General features: G+C 72.5%; 11 protein-coding genes. 6 read left to right on the top strand and 5 right to left on the bottom strand.

The genetic code is table 11. The annotated features are described in order from the left end of the window. Positions 1 to 42: 42 nt before the first annotated feature. Positions 43 to 1,539 (bottom strand): sialidase family protein, encoded by a 1,497-nt coding sequence (locus AB0J40_RS47350; RefSeq protein ID WP_364467235.1) that lies wholly within the window; start codon positions 1,537 to 1,539, stop codon positions 43 to 45. 120 nt (positions 1,540 to 1,659) lie between these two features. Continuing rightward, positions 1,660 to 2,628, bottom strand: a complete 969-nt coding sequence (locus AB0J40_RS47345; protein WP_364467237.1) for a putative sulfate exporter family transporter — start codon at positions 2,626 to 2,628, stop codon at positions 1,660 to 1,662. 71 nt (positions 2,629 to 2,699) lie between these two features. Between AB0J40_RS47345 and AB0J40_RS47340 the strand changes: the two genes are divergently transcribed. The 3 genes from AB0J40_RS47340 (at position 2,700) to AB0J40_RS47330 (ending at position 5,670) form a co-directional block, all read left to right on the top strand. Continuing rightward, a complete protein-coding gene (locus AB0J40_RS47340; protein ID WP_364467233.1) occupies positions 2,700 to 3,602 on the top strand; it encodes a LysR family transcriptional regulator in 903 nt (300 codons plus the stop codon). 134 nt (positions 3,603 to 3,736) lie between these two features. Further along, the gene (locus tag AB0J40_RS47335) at positions 3,737 to 4,558 is read left to right on the top strand and encodes a PadR family transcriptional regulator (protein WP_364467231.1); all 822 of its coding nucleotides are present in this window, start codon (positions 3,737 to 3,739) and stop codon (positions 4,556 to 4,558) included. Positions 4,559 to 4,632: 74 nt separating this feature from the next. Further along, entirely contained in the window at positions 4,633 to 5,670 is a 1,038-nt protein-coding gene (locus tag AB0J40_RS47330; RefSeq protein WP_364467229.1) for a class I SAM-dependent methyltransferase, read from the top strand. 1 nt (position 5,671) lies between these two features. On the opposite strand, the gene AB0J40_RS47325 is transcribed toward AB0J40_RS47330, so the two are convergent. The 3 genes from AB0J40_RS47325 to AB0J40_RS47315 form a co-directional block, all read right to left on the bottom strand. Continuing rightward, entirely contained in the window at positions 5,672 to 6,991 is a 1,320-nt protein-coding gene (locus tag AB0J40_RS47325; RefSeq protein ID WP_364467227.1) for a M14 family zinc carboxypeptidase, read from the bottom strand. A gap of 173 nt (positions 6,992 to 7,164) precedes the next feature. Beyond that, entirely contained in the window at positions 7,165 to 12,639 is a 5,475-nt protein-coding gene (locus tag AB0J40_RS47320; protein ID WP_364467225.1) for a biotin carboxylase N-terminal domain-containing protein, read from the bottom strand. A gap of 296 nt (positions 12,640 to 12,935) precedes the next feature. Then, entirely contained in the window at positions 12,936 to 13,175 is a 240-nt protein-coding gene (locus tag AB0J40_RS47315) for a hypothetical protein (RefSeq protein ID WP_086684296.1), read from the bottom strand. A gap of 112 nt (positions 13,176 to 13,287) precedes the next feature. On the opposite strand from AB0J40_RS47315, the gene AB0J40_RS47310 reads away from it, so the two are divergent. The 3 genes from AB0J40_RS47310 (at position 13,288) to AB0J40_RS47300 (ending at position 16,128) form a co-directional block, all read left to right on the top strand. Further along, a complete protein-coding gene (locus tag AB0J40_RS47310; protein WP_364467223.1) occupies positions 13,288 to 13,605 on the top strand; it encodes a spore germination protein GerW family protein in 318 nt (105 codons plus the stop codon). 142 nt (positions 13,606 to 13,747) lie between these two features. Then, complete coding sequence (locus AB0J40_RS47305) at positions 13,748 to 15,253, top strand: CehA/McbA family metallohydrolase (RefSeq protein ID WP_364467221.1); 1,506 nt, start codon at positions 13,748 to 13,750, stop codon at positions 15,251 to 15,253. 83 nt (positions 15,254 to 15,336) lie between these two features. Next, positions 15,337 to 16,128 (top strand): hypothetical protein, encoded by a 792-nt coding sequence (locus AB0J40_RS47300; RefSeq protein WP_364467219.1) that lies wholly within the window; start codon positions 15,337 to 15,339, stop codon positions 16,126 to 16,128. Positions 16,129 to 16,182: the final 54 nt, after the last annotated feature.

The following is a 16,182-nucleotide window of genomic DNA, read 5'->3' as shown; positions in this document are numbered from 1 at the left end:
GGGTGGGACCCGGCCAGGGGGCGGGTCCCACCCGGGGCCCGATCAGCTGCAGTGCTCGAATTCGCTGGTGTAGGTCTGGCCGTCGACCGAGCCGCCCCACTTGACGCACTTGCCCGCCGCGGCCGCCGAGACCGGGCCGGCGAAGTACGAGAACGCGCCCGAGTCCGTGATCCGCGTCGATCCCTGGACCTCCAGGTAGGCCGAGGTCTGCGCCGCTGTCCCCGCGGACGTGCTCTTCATCGCGCTGACGCAGTTCCTGCCGTTCGCCGCGTTGTAGGACAGGTACACCGTGCCCGCCGTGCCGAGCGGTGCCTGGTCGATCACGCTGTACCCGCCGCCGCACGCCGGGGCGCCGAGCTGGGTGTCCGTCACCGTCGCGTAGCGGATCGTGTCGTTGGCGTGGAACTCCGGGCCCGCTTCGAACAGCACGCCGACCGACGACTGCGACAGCTGCACCATGTCCGAGTAGGCCGCGTCGTCGCCCCACACGAGCAGGCTGCCCGCCGTGCCCGTCCAGTTGGCGCCCTCGTCGAACGACGAGTGGACGCGCAGTTCCTTGCGGCGGTCGCAAGTGGACGGTGCGGCGAAGACGATCCGGTTGTACCTGGCGCCCGTGTCGGTCGCGCTCATCCGCGCCGTGGACCCCTCGACGGTCGGGGTGACGAGGTCGGTCGCGAAGGCGAACTTCGAGCTGAACGTCGCGCCGCCGTCGGAGCTGATCGCGAACGCGCGGTTGTGGGTGCCGTCCGAAAGACATTTGTCGTCGCTGTTGGCGTCGTTGCGCGCGGCGGCGTAGATCCGGCCGTCCTTCAGCTCGGTGACGCTGATCTCCTGCGGGTTCATCAGGTCCGAAGTGGACGTGTCGGTGGCGCCGCGGTGCCAGGTCGCGCCCCGGTCGTCGCTGTAGACCAGGGAACCGGTGTTCTTGCCGGCGATCGTGTAGCTCATCCCGGCGACGATCCGGCCGGCGTGCGCGCCGCGCGTGAGCACTATGCCGTGCGACGGGCCGGTGGCCAGCCAGCCGGGCGCGCTCGCGAAGCCGAGCTCGGTGGTCAGGCCCCTCGGTGCGCCCCAGGTCTTCCCGTTGTCCTCGCTGATCGACACCCGCGGGATCCGGCCGCAGGAGGGGTTGGTGTAGCACTGCATGGTGGACAGCAGCACGATCCGGTTGCTGCCCGGGATGACGATCGGTGCCGGGTTTCCCTTGGTGTCGCCGTTGGCCTTGATGACGGTCTGCAGCGCGCTCCACGTCTTGCCGCCGTCGGTCGAGCGCTTCAGCACGAGGTCGATCTCGCCGAGGTCGGCGCACGTGGCGGCACCGCCGTTGCGGCCCTCGGCGAAGGCGAGCAGGTCGCCGTTGGTGCTCTTGACGATCGTCGGGATGCGGTAGCAGTCGTGGCCTTCGGTGTTCTTGGTGAAGACGAGCGTGCTGGCGACGTCGGCCGACGCGGTCGCGGCGCCGAGGGTCGCCGGCACGGCGACGGCGGCGCACCCCAGCAGCCCGGCCAGCAGGCCCTGGGCGAGTCGGGTGATCTTCACGGTGAAAGCTCCCTACGGATTCGTTCTACGTCCTACGTCTCGGCGGTAGCGTCGACGCGGCCCGTACAAGACCCGTACAACCCGGCGTATAACGAACTATTCATGGCCGGGTGGGAAACATCAGGTGAACGCGGTCAAGGTGCCGAATCCGGTCGCCAGCACCAGAAGCGTGGAGAGGAGACCCAGGAGCAGTGCCCGGCCGCCGCCGCGGAGCAGGGAACCGAGCCGGACGGCGCAGCCGAGGCCGAACAGCGCGCCGGCGAGCAGGAGCGTCGACGCCGTCTTCGCGACGTCGAGGGCGAACGCGGGAACGAGCCCGGTGCTGCGGACCGCGACCATCGCGAGGAAGCCGAGGACGAACAGCGGGACCAGGGGAGTGTGCCCGCCGCGGCGGGTGCGTTCGGCGGCGCCGACGAGCGCGACCGTCGGCGCCAGCAGGACGACGCGGCTCAGCTTGACGACGATCGCGACCGTGACCGCGGCGGCGCCCGCGGGCCCGGCCGCCGCGACGACCTGCGCGACCTCGTGCACCGAGATCCCGGCCCAGCTGCCGGTGCGGGTCGCGTCGAGGCCGAGCGCGTGGGCGAGCAGGGGGAGCACGCCGAGGGCGAGGCTGCCGTAGCAGGTGACGAGCGCGACGGCGGTCGCGACGTCTTCGTCCTCGCGCTCGACCACGCCCTCCATCGCCGCGATCGCCGACGCGCCGCAGATCGAGAAGCCGGTGGCGACCAGCAGGGTGAGGCCGCGCCGGGTGCCGACCAGCCGGCCGAGGCCGAGGGTGCCGAGGAACGTGACCACGACCGTGACCACGACGGCGGCGAGCGTGCCGGCGCCCAGCGCGAGCACGGCCGGGACGGCGAGCTGCAGCCCGAGCAGGACCACGCCGGCGCGCAGCAGGCGTTTCGTGAGCCGGGCGACGGCTTCGCGGTGCTCGTCGGTGAGCACCGGCGTGCTGCCGGCGACGATGCCCAGCACGACGGCGACCGTCAGCGCACCCGCCACCGGCCAGACCGAGCTCAGCGCGTACGCCGCGGCCACCCCCGCTCCGGTGATCGCGAAGCCGGAGATTTTCGTCGACGTCATGGCCATGCTCCCCAGCGTCGCCGGGATCGCGTGCGCGCGGTAGCCGTCGGATGGTCGGGAGGTCATAGACTGAGGCTATGACCGGACCGGATCTGGACTCGTTGCGCCTGCTGGTGCTCGTCGACGACCTCGGCAGCATCGGCCAGGCGGCCGCGGCGCTCGGCATCGCCCAGCCGTCGGCGAGCAAGCGGCTGTCCACTTTGGAGAGACAATTGGGACTGTCCCTGGTGGACCGCACCCGGCGCGGGTCCGCGCTGACCCCGGACGGCCGGGTGATCGCGGGCTGGGCGCACCGCGTCCTGACCGAAGTGGACGGACTGCGCACGGGCGCGGAGGCGCTGCGCACCCAGCGCGGCGCGAAGCTGCGGGTCGCGGCGAGCATGACGCTGGCCGAGCACTTCGTGCCGGCGTGGATCGGCGAGGTGAAGCGGACCGGGCCGGACACGTACGTGGGGCTCGAGGTGGTGAACTCCGAGCACGTGGCCGACCTGGTCGCGCGCGGCCGGGTGGACCTGGGGTTCGTCGAGTCGCCGGGACCGTGGCCGGGCCTGGTGACCCGCCGGGTCGCGACGGACCGCCTGGTGGTCGTGGTCCCGGCGGGCCACCCGTGGGCCCGCCGCCGCCGTCCGCTGACGGCGGCGGAACTGGCGGCGACGCCGCTGGTGGTGCGCGAGCCGGGCTCGGGAACGCGCGACACGGTCGAGGCGGCGTTGCGCCGGGCGGGAGCGGGCCCGGTGACGCCGTTGCTGGAGCTGGGGTCGGCCTCGGCCGTGCGGAACGCGGTGATCGCGGGGGCCGGACCGGCGGTGATCAGCGAGCTGGACGTGGTCCGCGAGGTGGCGGGGCGGAGGTTGGTGCCGGTCGCGGTGGCGGGGGTGGAGCTGGGCCGGGTGCTGCGGGCGGTGTGGCCGGCGGGGCGGCGGTTGACGGGCCCGGCCGCGGAGCTGCTGACCTTGGCGGTCAAGTCCGGCGCGGCGTGAGGTGGGGCGGATCCGGTAGGGGGTCGGCCGCCCGCTCTACCGGGTTGTTCATTTCGTCGTGCCGCGGGTTGCCGCCGATCGGACGGCGATATATCGTCGTAGTGTCGGCGATACGGCGAACGAAGGAGACAACCATGGAGATGAGCGCAGGCGCGGGCCGGATGTTCGGCGGCTTCGGGGGCGGGCTGTTCGGCGGGCACGGGCCGCACGGCCACCCGGACCACGGACCGGGCCGCCCAGGCCACGGACCGGGCCACCCGGGTCACGACCACCCCTTCCCCGGCCACGAGGACTTCGACCCCGGCCCCGACCTGGCCCGCGGCGGCTTCCCGCCCCACCCGCCGCACCCACCCCAGCCGCCGGGACCGCCCGGGGTGCCGGGTGCGCCCGGGTTTCCCGGCTTCCCCGGTGGTCCCGGCTCCTTCGGCGGGCCCGGGGGCTGGTTCGGCGGGGCGGGCCCGTTCCAGCGGGTCCAGGAGTTCCGCGGGCGCGGGCCGAGCCGTCCGGTGCGGCCGGCCGTGCTCGCGCTGCTCGCCGAGGAACCCATGCACGGCTACCAGCTCATGCAGGAGATCCGGCGCCGCACCAACGAGCGGTGGCGGCCCAGCCCCGGTTCCGTCTACCCGATCCTGCAGCAGCTCGAAGACGAAGGCCTGGTGCGCACGGCCGAGACCGGCGGCCGTCGCGTCGCCGAGCTGACCGACGCCGGACGCGAGCACGTCGCCGGGCGGGAGGCCGAGTTCGCCGCCCTCTGGGAGGAACCCGACGAGGCGCCCAACGCCGATCGCTTCGCCGCCCTGTGGCACGCGCTGGGCGAACTGTCCGGTGCGGCCGCCCAGGTGGGGCACAGCGGAACGGAAGCGCAGGTCGCCGAGGTGAAGAAGATCCTCGCCGACGCGCGGCGCCGCGTCTACGCGGTGCTCGCCGACGCCGGCCTGGAAGACGAGGACGCCTGACGGACCGGCGCGCCACCGACCCCGGGCGGATCGTCCACTTCGGACGGTCCGCCCGGCCGGTAGACTCGGGCCGCATGGAGGAAAAGGACTTCGCGGCCCACCTCACGGCGACCCTCACCGGCAGCGCCCTGACCATGCTGCTCGGGGTCGGGCACCGCACCGGGCTGCTCGCCGCCGCCGCTCGCGGGCCCGCCACCAGCGCCGAACTCGCCGGCCGCGCCGGGCTCCACGAGCGGTACGTCCGCGAATGGCTCGGCGCCATGGTCACCGGCGGCATCTTCACCCTCGACGCCGGGAAGTACACCTTCCCGCCGCAGCACGCGAAGTTCCTGCTCGGCGAGACCGCGTCGAACCTCATGCCGTCGCTGCTGACGCTGAGCGCGTTCACCGGCATCCTGCCCGACCTCGAACGCTGCTTCGCCGAAGGCGGCGGCGTCCCGCGGTCGGCCTACGGGCCCCACCTCGAATCCCTCGGCGCCAAGACCGGCGACAGCTGGAAGCACATCTACCGCGAGCACCTCGTGGACGGCTTCTTCGGCGCGGTCCCCGGCCTGAACGACCGGCTCACGGCGGGCGCGCGCGTGCTGGACGTGGGCTGTGGCACGGGAAACGCCATCGCCGTGGCCGCGCGCGTGTTCCCCGCGTCGACGTTCACCGGTATCGACATCGACGAAAGGGTCGTCGGCCAGGCCAGGGAAACCACCAAGGACCTGCCGAACGCCGGGTTCGCCGTCGGGGACGCCGCCGAGCTGACCGCCGATCCGCCGTACGACGTCATCACCGCCTTCGACGCCGTCCACGACCAGGACCGGCCGGACGTCGTGCTGCGCCGGATCCGGGGCGCCCTGACCGAAGACGGCCTGTTCTTCATGGTGGACACGAACTTCTCGAGCCACGTCGAGAACAACGTCGGCAACCCGATGGCCGCGCTGTGCTACGCGATCAGCCTCATGTACTGCACCACGACGTCGCTCGCGGAAGGCGGTGCCGCGCTCGGGGCCGTGTGGGGCACGGAGAAGGCCTCGGAGATGCTCGCGGACGCGGGGTTCGCGCACGTGAGCGTGCTCGAGTCCCCGCGTCCGCAGAACTGCATCTACGCCTGCCGGCCGTGACTCACTGCTGGTACGGCGCCGCCGCGGCCTTCGCGGCGGTGATCAGCGCGCCCTTGTTCTTCGGCCAGAACGTGCTGTCGACGCAGGTGTACTTCGGCAGGAAGCCGCCGCAGGTGCCGCTGGAGCCGCCGACCTCGAACGTCACGCTCGCGACACCGAGTTCGCCGTAGGTGAAGTCGTCGGTGGTGCCGCTCGTGTCGTAGCCGACCGTCTCCTCGTTGGTGCCGACGAGGTAGCCGTTGGAGGCCGCGTACTTCGCGCCCAGCCTGCGGTACTGCGCGTCGTTCGGCGAGGTGGCCGGCGTGAAGCCCCACGGGATGATGATGTCGTTGCCGTAGCTGTGCAACGTGATCATCGTGCCCTTGGCGGTCGAGGGTGCGGGGTCGTTGTTCCCGGTGCCGCGCTGGTCCGGGAAGATCGCGCGGGCCAGCTTCTCCAGCGCCTGCACCTCGGGCTCGGAGCCGGCGCTCACGCCCTGGTAGGTCTCGGCACAGGGAGAATTGGAGTCGGCGCCCCACTTGAACGTGGAGTTGCGGTTGAGGTCGACGCCGACGTTCGTGCCGGTGCAGCTGCCGCGGGAGTTGTCCGCGTTCTTGCGCTGCAGCTTCGGCGAGTTGCCGCCGGAGGCGACGATGTCGACGCCGTCGGGGTTGGCGATCGGCACCACCCACACCTCGGTGGTGTCCAGAATGGACTTCGCGGTGGCGTCGGTGGCGTAGCCGTCGGCGAGGTAGTCGATCCAGCGCCAGGCGAGTTCGCCGGTCGACAGCTCGCGCGCGTGGATCTGCGCCATCAGGAAGAACTTCGGCTTGGCCGAGGTCGTCGAAAGCGTGCAGTCTCCCGCCTGCTTCTTGGTGAGGCAGAGGGCCTGGATGTCGTGCCCGCCCTGGCCCTTCGTCTTCTTCCACGACTGGCCGATGGTGTACTTCGTGGCCAGCTCGGGGTGCGCGGCGGCGACGGCGGCGAGGTGGTTCTCGTGCGCGGTGACAGTCCGGTACCCACCGTAGTACGTGTCCGCCGCCAGGGAGTTCGCCCGCGCGGGGAGTTCTTTGTAGACGGTGTCGTGGAAGGACGGCGCGAAGCCGCGCGCCCGCAGCTGGTTCGCGACGGCCTGCCCGCCGACGACGAGGACGGCACCGGCATCCCCTTCTTCGACGTCGAACCCGGCGTTCGTGAGGGCCTGCGCCTGGGCGGCGGTGGCCGGGACGCGCCAGAAGACGGGGGTGTCGGCCGCCTGCGCGGTGGCGGTACCGCCGAGCAGGGAGGCGAGCAGGACACCGGTCGCCGCGAGGGCGAGCCGGGACAGGGACCTTGACGCCATCGGGATCTCCTCACGCCGCACGAATGCCAGGCCCGGTCGGCACCCGTGGTCACGGTACCGGCACGGACAGTGTGTCGGTGGGGACAAAACCGCCATACCCCCGAAAGTCGCGAAGCGCCGGAATGCCGAAGGGCGGCACTTTCCGGGGAAAGTGCCGCCCTTCGAGGACGCTGCTACTGCTTCAAGCCGTGTTCGATGGCCTCGATGATGCGCGGCCGGAGCTCGGCCGTGCTGATGATCGCGTCCACCGAGCCGACCTCGACCGCTCGCTGGATGCTGTGGACCTTGTCGAACTCCGCCGCGATCTCGCTGACCTTCTCCGCGCGGACCGACGACTGGACCTCGGCCAGCTGGGTGCTCAGCGCCGCCCGGGAAGGCGCGTCGGCCGCGGCGACGCGGGCCTGCAGCTCCGTCACCCGCGGGTCGTTCGCCGTGCGCTTGGCCACCTCGCCGGCGAACACCACCGCCGCCGCCGGGGCGCCGCCCAGCACCGAGGCGAACGAGCCCTCCAGGGCCAGCACCGTCATGTTCGGGTTGAGCGCCTTGGAGAACACCACGAACGCGCCGCCGTGGTAGCGCGAAATCACGGTGAACACGATCGGGCCCTCGAAGTTGACGATCGCCCGGCCGATCTCCGCGCCGTACTCCAGCTGGAGCTTGCGCAGCGACTCCGGCGAGCCGTCGAAGCCGGACAGGTTCGCCAGCACCACCAGCGGCCGGTTGCCCGACGCCGCGTTGATCGCCCGTGCCGTCTTCTTCGACGAGCGCGGGAACAGCGTGCCCGCCGTGTACGTGTCCGGGCCGTCGGTGGGCGGGAAGCCGCGGCGGGGGACCGACCGCGACTCGATGCCGACCAGGCAGACCGGGCGGCCGCCGATGTGCACGTCCTGCACCGCCGCGGTGTCCGCGTCGGCCATGCCCGCCCAGCGCTCCAGCACCGGGTGGTCCTGGTCGGACAGCGCGCGCATCACCGTGCGGATGTCGAATGGCTTCTTGCGGTCCGGGTTGTGCTCGGCCGAGAAGATCTCGCCGACGGTCGTGAAGTCGCTGCCGACGATCGCGTGCGGGAACGACGAGACGTCCCGGTCGATCGGGTCGTTCGTGCCCACCTTGCGCGGCCCGGTCTCACCCGGCACGACGTACGTGTGGTCGTAGTGCGCCATCAGGACTTCCCGCGCGGCCGGCAGGTTCGGCGCCCAGTACTGCGCCTGGCCGTTCGGGCCCATCACGCGGTCGTAGCCGCCGATGCCGAAGTTGTCCTCGGCCGACACGCCACCGGAGAAGTCGAGCGCCTGCTTGCCGGTCAGCACCATCGCCGAGTCCGGCGTCATGACCAGGATGCCCTTGGTGTGCATGAGCATCGTGGCTTCGGCGTTCCAGTACGGCTGGGCGCCGACGTTGATGCCGTTGACCACGATGTTGATCTCGCCGCCGTCCTGGGTGAACGTGACGATCCGCTTGAGCGCCGCGGCCACCCAGTCCATGTTCTCGGTGCCCGAGGACATCGAGATCCGCGCGCCCGAGGACAGCGCGAACCACTCCAGCGGGACCCGCATCCGCTCGGCCAGGTCGAGCGCCGCGATGACGCGCGAGCACTCCGGCTCCGACAGCGCGCCCAGCGACTTCGTCGGGTCGCCGAGCAGCACGACCCGGGTGACGCCCTCGGGGTGGCGCGCGGTTGGCGTCGTCACGACGCCGGCGACGATCGCCGCGCTGTTGTTGCCCTTCGGCCGGTCCACCGGGACCAGCACGCCGCCTTCGAGGTCGTGCTCGGTGAACGTGCCGGCCGGCCCGGCGAGCAGGTCGGTCAGCTCGTAGGGGTAGACGTTGCCGCGCCGCGCCGCGCGCAGCACCTTCAGGCGGTAGTCGTCCAGCGGCTTGACCGGCTCGGTCGACGGGGGCCCGACGTGCAGCCGCGCGCCCTGGCCCGGGTCGAAGGTGATCCGGACGGCCAGCTCGGTCAGCTTGCCCGCGTCGGTGCGCCGGCGGGCCAGGAACTGGACCTCCTCCAGCCCGGCGCCCACCGACGTCGGCAGGATGCGCTGGACGAGGGTGTTCAGCTCCTCGGTGGTCAGGTCCGTCTGCGGCCAGACGTACATCATGATCCGGTTGGTGTCGAACCGCTTGTTCTGCGGCCGCTGTGCCTGGATGTTGCGGATCGCGTCGAGGCACGCGGTGACGGCGTCCTCGAGCGCGGGCAGCGCGACCAGCCGGCCGTCGGCCTCGCGCAGCGGCGTCAGGTCGCGGACCTGGCCCATCGCGATCAGCCGCTCGTCGGCCGGGTTGCTCTTCGCCACGGCCTTGAAGAGGTAGATCTCCTCGTCCGCGGACGGCAGCCGGGTCAGGTCGAACTCGTGCAGCCGCTGCAGCTGCAGCCGGTTCGCGATCTGCGGGTGCAGCCCGCGGATCAGCCGGTCCTCGGCGAACCCGGTCAGGCCACTGTCGTCGCGGCGGAACGTGAAGTGGTGGTGCATCACCGCGCCGCCGGTGCCGGCCACGGTGACCACGATCCGGCGGACGCTCGCCGGCACCGCGTGCTCGGCCAGCAGCGCGCCCAGCCGCTCCGCGGTCGCGTCGACGTCCGGCTGGTCCTCCCAGCGCAGGTACAGGTCGGCGACGACGCCTTCGGTGGCCACCTCGCCGAGCGCGCGCAGTGCGTCGGGCAGGGCGGCGAAGTCGACGGCCGTGGTGACCAGCGGCAGCGCGCCGTCCGGCGTGTTCAGCTCGGCGGTCAGCCAGCGGGAGCCGCCGGCGTCGCGGACGGTGACCCCGGACAGCCTGCGGTTGCCGTAGTAGCGGCGGGTCAGCACCTCCAGCAGCGGCGCGTGGTCGCGGCCCGGGCGGCCGATCCGCTGGCCGATCAGCCGGACCAGCGGCTGCGAGCCGGTGATCATGGCCTGGATCCGCTCGGCGCGGTCGGGTGCGTCCGGGTGCTGGTCGAGGTAGCGCAGCTCCGTGCGGACGGCGGCGTAGACCTCGGCGCGGTTGCGGCGCAGCAGCGGCTGGGCGAACCAGCGGAAGACCACGCCGCGGGCCAGGTCGGACACCGCGGGGAAGCGGACCTGCGTGGCCTCGACGACGTGTTCCAGCGTCCGGCCCGCGCGGTCGCTCAGCGCCTCCGACGGCGGCGGCCCGGTCAGCCATTGCCGCAGCAGCTCGGAAACCACGGCTACGTCGGCCGAAGTCCGTTGCTGCGCCAGGAAGATCCGGAAGACCGCGGCCTCCAGCTCCGGCGTGCGCTCCAGGTCGGCGACGCCGTAGTGGCCGAGGACCTTGGTCAGCTTGGCCTGGAAACCTTCGGTGACGCCGGCGCGTTCGACGTCGAGGCTCTGCAGGTAGCTGTGGAAGAACTCGCGTGGGCTGTGCACCGCGCCGTTCGGGACGGTGTCCTCGCCGCCCGGGGTGTTGCGGCTCAGCTCGGACAGGTCGGCGAAGACGGTGAGCAGCTCCAGTTCGCCTTCGACCGGACGGCCGCCCAGCTCGGCCCGCGCGGCCGTGTACGCCGAGAGGACGCGCTTGCGTTCGGCCGGGTCGACGTCGAAGCCGAGCAGCAGGCTGCGCAGGTCCTGCAGGCCGCGCTCGAGGCGGTCGGCCGCGGAGACGTCCGCGGCTTCGGCGGGCAGGTCGATCTCGACGGTCTCGGTCTCCTCGGCGACCTCGTCCTCGGCGCCGTCTTCCAGCGGCTCCAGCCGCATCAGCGGCGCGCCGGTCTCGACCTGGCTGCCGACCGACACCGGGCACTCGCGGACGCGGGCGCGGAACGGCGCGCGCAGCACCGTCTCCATCTTCATGCTCTCCAGCACGAGGATCGGCGCGTTGGCCTCGACCTCGTCGCCGACGGCCAGCGGGGTCGCGACCACCAGCGCGGGCGCGGGGGAGCGGACGACGCCGCCTTCGTCGCGGCTGACGCGGTGGGTGACGCCGTCGACCTCGACGAGGTGGATCGGGCCGTGCGTGGCCGCGACCAGGCGGAAGCCCTGGCCGTTGACCCGGATCCGGCCGCTGTGGGCGTCGAAGCGGTCGATCTCGACGTCGGCGTGGTGGACCTCCGACGTCCCGGCGGAAACGCCGACGCGGAAGCGCTTCCGGCCGATGCGCGCGACGCTGACGCGGTAGCCGACGCCGCGGAGCTTGAGGTCGAGCGGACGGCCGGTCTCGTGCTGCACCTGCGGGCGCCCGCCGTGCGCGGTGGACAGCAGCCGCTGGACGGAGACCTCTTCCTCGTCCTCGTAGGCCTCGATGGCGGCCGCGGCGAGCGCGACCGCGGAGTGCCGGTGGGTGACCAGGCGGCCTTCGGCGCGGACGCGGTCGATCCAGCCGGTGTCGGCGCTCGCGTCGATCACCTCGGGCTGGTCGAGCAGTTCGAGCACGAAGCTCTTGTTGGTCGCGCCGCCCTCGATGATGACGGTGGTTTCGGCCATCGCGCGGCGCAGGCGCCCGAGCGCCTCGTCGCGGTCGCGGCCGTAGGCGATGATCTTGGCGATCATCGAGTCGAAGTCGGCGGGGATGGTGTCGCCCTCGCTGACGCCGGTGTCGACGCGGATGCCCGGGCCGGCGGGCAGCGCCAGCCGCGCGATGCGGCCGGGGGAGGGCGCGAAGTCGCGGTCGGGATCTTCGGCGTTGAGGCGCGCTTCGACGGCGTGGCCGAGCTCGGCGGGCTGGGTGCCTTCGAGCTTGCCGCCGCCGGCGACGTGCAGCTGCAGCCGGACCAGGTCGGTGCCGGTGGTGATCTCGGTGATCGGGTGCTCGACCTGCAGGCGGGTGTTGACCTCGAGGAAGGCGAACAGCTTCTCGCCGGGGTGGTAGAGGAACTCGACGGTGCACGCGCCGCGGTAGCCGACGGCGACCGCGAGCCGCTCGGCCGACGCCTTCAGCTCGGCGGTCTGCTCCGGCGCGAGGACGGGGGAGGCCGACTCCTCGATGATCTTCTGGTTGCGCCGCTGCACCGAGCAGTCGCGGACGCCGAGCGCCCACGCCGTCGCGCCGTCGGAGATCACCTGGACCTCGACGTGCCGGGCGCCGGTGACCAGGCGCTCGAGGAACACGACGCCGGAACCGAAGGCGCGCAGGGCTTCGGAGCTGGTGCGCTCGTAGGCGTCGGCGAGGTCCTCGCCGGAGGCGACCATGCGGATGCCGCGCCCGCCGCCGCCCGCGGTGGCCTTGAGCATCAGCGGGTAGCCGATCTGCTCGCCGGCCTTCAGCGCGTCGTCGAGGGTGGCGACCTCGCCGCGGCTCCACGGCGCGACCGGCACGCCGACCTCTTCGGCGATCAGCTTCGCGCCGATCTTGTCGCCGAGCTTGCGCATCGCCTCGGCGCTCGGCCCGACGAAGGTGACGCCGACCTTCTCGCACAGCTCCGCGAACGCCGGGTCTTCGGCGACGAAGCCCCAGCCGACCCACGCGGCGTCGGCCTTCGTCTCGACCAGCGCCTGCTCCAGCTTGGCCAGGTCGAGGTAGGGGCGGGCCGAGGCGGGCCCCAGGTCGTAGGCCAGGTCGGCCTCACGGACGAAGGTGGCGGTGCGGTCGGCGTCGGTGTAAAGAGCGACCGTCTCGATCTTCGTGCCGGTTTCCGCCGACAGGTCCCGGACGGCGTGGATGAGCCGCATCGCGGCCTCTCCGCGGTTGACGATGGCGACACGATTGAACACCGGCTGAGCCTCCCAAGTACCCACGCACAGAAGGCGACGCACCTGTCCCGGGGCGTCGCCTGCACCTGTCTACACCCTGCTGGATTACCGAGGGGTAGACCAATGTCCGCCATGGCGCATGCCGAGGCGGCTGCGTTGTGGAGACCCCACAAAAAGCGACCCGCGCCACACCGCGGGGGCCGCGTTTCTCGCGAGGACTCTCACAAAGCACGCTGCGCAGCTTACGGCGGCGACGGGTGGGGAAACATCCGGTGACGCGGAAGTACGGGCCCCTGTTCGCGAACCCGCGACAGGGGTCAGGACGCCAGCAGGACGTCCGGGCCGAGGACCTGGCCCAGCTCGCGCCGTTCGGCTTCCGACAACGGGACCGCCGCGACGCTGCACCGGCCGTCCGGGCCGGGGGCCGTGGTGATGGCCAGCACCGGCTGCCCGTCGATCTCGCGCAGGGTCACCCGCCCGCCGCAGGAGAGGTCGACGCTGATCCCGGGGCGGTCGCGATGCCTGCCCAGCCAGCGGCCGACGAAGTCGAAGGTCATCGCGGTCTCCCCTCGGTACGCACTCCCCTTGAAGCACAGGTGTCACTCGTTAATGCCCCGGATACCCCGGGTTTACACCCGATGGTGGGGAAAAGTCGGCCATGATGGCCAGATGAAGCTGGGGCAACTGGCCGCCACCGCGCGGGACGTGTTCACCGCCAAGCTGGTCTACGGCGATCCGGTGGAGCGGGACGGGACCGTCGTCATCCCGGCCGCCGCCGTCTTCGGCGGTGGGGGCGGCGGTGGCGACGACACCGGCGCGCTGCCCGTCCGGCAGGGCGCCGGGTTCGGGGTGTTCGCCCGCCCCGCCGGGGCCTTCGTCGTCCGCGGGGACGAAGTGACCTGGGTGCCCGCCGTCGACCGGACGCGGCTCGGGCTCGCCGCCGCCGTCACCGTCGTGGCGCTCGCCAAGATCCTTTCGCGGCGTTGACGCCGGAAGTTCACCGCCGGTTCGCGCCCGCGTACGCGTTGCCCGCCTAGCGTCAGGGCGCTGTCATCCGGGGCTTCGCCCCGGGTCGGGGGCTTCGCCACCCGAACCCCCGCAAAGCGAGCATTTCGATGCGGAGGTACGCATGAGTTCTGGGGACTTCAGCCGGCGCGCGCTGCTGGCGAGCGGGGTGGCGGCAGCGGCGGGACTGCTTCCGGGCGTCGCCTTCGCCGACCAGCCGGGCGGCACCGGCAGCCAGACCCGGACCGTCACCGGCACGCTGAAGCCGGACGTCCCGGACTGGTACTACCTGCCCGTCGACGTCCCGCGCGGGGTGCGGCAGATCGACGTCGTGTACTCCTACGACAAGCCGCCGGTGCCCGCCGGCACGCGCGGGAACGCCTGCGACATCGGGATGTTCGGCCCGGAAGGCCACGAACTGGGCACCGCGCGCGGCTTCCGCGGCTGGTCCGGCGGCTTCCGCGACCGGTTCTCGATCAGCGCGTCCGAGGCCACGCCGGGTTATCTCGCGGGGCCGATCAAGCCGGGCCGGTGGCACGTCGTCCTCGGCCCGTACACGGTCGCGCCGCAGGGGCTGAACTACAAAGTGGACATCACGCTCACGTTCGGGCCGGACGCGGCGCCGTTCGTGCCCAACCCGGCTCCGGAGTCCGCGCCCGCCCGGGAGCGCGGCCGCGCCTGGTACCGCGGCGACGGCCACCTGCACACCGTCCACTCCGACGGCCGCCGCACGCCGGACCAGCTGGTCGCCGACGCGCGTGCCGCGGGCCTGGACTTCATCGTCTCCACCGACCACAACACGTCCAGCTCGCAGCTCGTCTGGGGGAACTACGCCACCGACGACCTGCTGATCCTCAACGGCGAAGAGGTGACGACGCGGTCCGGGCACTGGCCCGCGATCGGCCTGCCCGCCGGCACGTGGATCGACTGGCGCTACCGCGCCGCCGACCCGCGCGACTTCCGCAGGTTCACCGACCAGGTGCACCGCGCTGGCGGCCTGGTCACCGCCGCGCACCCGTTCGCCAACTGCTTCGGCTGCACGTACGAGTTCGCCTACGAGATCGCCGACCTGGTCGAGGTCTGGAACGGCCCGTGGACGCAGGACGACGAGGCGAGCGTCATCCACTGGGACGGCCTGCTGCGCGGCGGCCGGTTCATCCCGGCGATCGGCGACTCCGACGCGCACAACCCGGACCAGCGCGTGGCGCTGCCGCACACCGTCGTCCTCGCCGACCGCCTGCGGCGCAAGGAACTCCTCGAGGGGCTGAAGGCGGGCCGGTCGTGGCTGGCCGAGTCGTCGGCGGTCCGGCTGGACTTCACGGCGTCGGGCGGCGGCCGTACGGCGGGCATCGGCGAGCGGCTGCCGCTGGGCACCGGGACGCCGGTGACGGTGCGCGCCGTGGTCGGCGGGGTCCCGGGCACGACGGTGACGTTCCTCGACCAGCTCGGCCCGGAGCACACGGAGACGATCGGCGATGGCGGCGCGGCGACGGTCACCTGGACCACCTACCCGAGGTACTCGCGGTGGGTGCGCGTCGAGGTCCGCCGTCCGTCCGGGGGGCCGAACACCACCCAGCCGAACGCCATGGTGGCGATGTCGAACCCGATCTTCCTCGGCGCCGAGCACTGAACCTCCACCCGGTGCGCCGCGTCCTTTGGCAGACTGGTGCGAACGGGTGAGAGCGGGGCAGGGTGCGCGGGTGTGGTCTGAAGGTGGCGATCTTCCTGGGGGCGGTCGTCGTGCTGACCGCGGGGATCGTCGTGGTGGTGGTGCTGACGCGAAGCCCGGTGCGGACGCCGGGCTGCACGGTGGCGCTGCCCGGGCAGACGTCCTACACCTTCACGCCCGAGCAGATGGACAGCGCGGCGACGATCGCGGGTGTCGGGACCAAGCTCGGGCTGCCGCCGCACGCGGCCACGGTCGCGCTGGCCACGGCGTTGCAGGAGTCGAAGCTGCGCAACCTCGAGGGCGGTGACCGCGACTCGGTCGGGCTGTTCCAGCAGCGGCCCAGCCAGGGCTGGGGCACGGTGGCGCAGCTGCGCGACCCGGTGTACGCGGCGACGGCGTTCTACGAGAAGCTCGAGAAGCTGCCGGGCTGGGAGACGCTGCCGATCACCGAGGCGGCCCAGGAGATCCAGCGCTCGGGCGTCCCGGACGCGTACGCGCAGTGGGAGCCGCAGGCGCGCGCGATGGCGGCGGCCTTCACCGGCCAGTACCCGGCCGCGCTGACGTGCCGGAACCTGACGCTCGCGGCCCCGGGCGACCTCGCCACGACGGCGACGAACGAGCTGGGCACGGCCAAGCTGAGCGGCGCCCACCCGGCCGGGCAGGGGTGGGCGTACGCGAGCTGGCTGGTCGGCCGCGCGGAGGCGCTGGGGGTCGACAAGGTGAGCTTCGCCGGCCAGACGTGGACGGCGGAGTCCGGGGCGGCCTGGGCCCAGGACTCCGCCGCCGGTCAGGACCTTTCGCTGCACCAGGCCCCGGCGGCCCAGCCCAGCCAGTAGCGCCCCAATGTGGCCTTCGGTGCGTCAGACGCACCGAAGGCCACATTGGGGGTG

This window comes from Amycolatopsis sp. NPDC049691, from assembly GCF_040675005.1.
GTDB lineage: Bacteria > Actinomycetota > Actinomycetes > Mycobacteriales > Pseudonocardiaceae > Amycolatopsis.
This window is presented reverse-complemented; position numbering and strand designations above follow the sequence as displayed.

Coding starts and splice junctions, on each gene's coding strand:
- AB0J40_RS47315 (WP_086684296.1), bottom strand. CDS start 13,175: ATGACCTTCGACTTCGTCGGCCGCTGGCTGGGCAGGCATCGCGACCGC.
- AB0J40_RS47335 (WP_364467231.1), top strand. CDS start 3,737: ATGGAGATGAGCGCAGGCGCGGGCCGGATGTTCGGCGGCTTCGGGGGC.
- AB0J40_RS47330 (WP_364467229.1), top strand. CDS start 4,633: ATGGAGGAAAAGGACTTCGCGGCCCACCTCACGGCGACCCTCACCGGC.
- AB0J40_RS47345 (WP_364467237.1), bottom strand. CDS start 2,628: ATGGCCATGACGTCGACGAAAATCTCCGGCTTCGCGATCACCGGAGCG.
- AB0J40_RS47310 (WP_364467223.1), top strand. CDS start 13,288: ATGAAGCTGGGGCAACTGGCCGCCACCGCGCGGGACGTGTTCACCGCC.
- AB0J40_RS47340 (WP_364467233.1), top strand. CDS start 2,700: ATGACCGGACCGGATCTGGACTCGTTGCGCCTGCTGGTGCTCGTCGAC.
- AB0J40_RS47325 (WP_364467227.1), bottom strand. CDS start 6,991: ATGGCGTCAAGGTCCCTGTCCCGGCTCGCCCTCGCGGCGACCGGTGTC.
- AB0J40_RS47305 (WP_364467221.1), top strand. CDS start 13,748: ATGAGTTCTGGGGACTTCAGCCGGCGCGCGCTGCTGGCGAGCGGGGTG.